The organism is Actinobacillus porcinus, assembly GCF_901764995.1.
Classification (GTDB): domain Bacteria; phylum Pseudomonadota; class Gammaproteobacteria; order Enterobacterales; family Pasteurellaceae; genus Exercitatus; species Exercitatus porcinus.
The window spans coordinates 1-461 of record NZ_CABFKI010000028.1; the positions used below are offsets into that span (position 1 = coordinate 1).

Genomic DNA, 461 nt, shown 5'->3' on the forward strand with positions numbered 1-461 from the left:
CGTGTTTGCAGAGTGCTGTGTTTTTAATAAACAGTTGCAGCCAGCTGGTATCTTCGACCGGTTCACCCTTCGTCCGCATGGGACTACAAGCTACGCCGGCGCACCTTCTCCCGAAGTTACGGTGCTATTTTGCCTAGTTCCTTCACCCGAGTTCTCTCAAGCGCCTGAGTATTCTCTACCTGACCACCTGTGTCGGTTTATAGTACGGTTTAGATAAACCTGAAGCTTAGTGGCTTTTCCTGGAAGCGTGGTATCAGTTACTTCATCTCCTTAGAGACTCGTCATCACTTCTCGGTGTTATGAAAGTCCGGATTTGCCTAAACTTCCCACCTACCGGCTTAAACAGACATCCAACAGTCTGCTAACCTAACCTTCTCCGTCCCCACATCGCAGTTTATCCAAGTACGGGAATATTAACCCGTTTCCCATCGACTACGCTTTTCAGCCTCGCCTTAGGGGCC

Annotated in this window: 1 rRNA gene; it reads right to left on the reverse strand. The window is 49.5% G+C overall.

Annotated elements, in window-relative coordinates:
• A 23S ribosomal RNA gene (locus E7T07_RS10935) occupies positions 1–461 on the reverse strand; the annotation flags it as partial.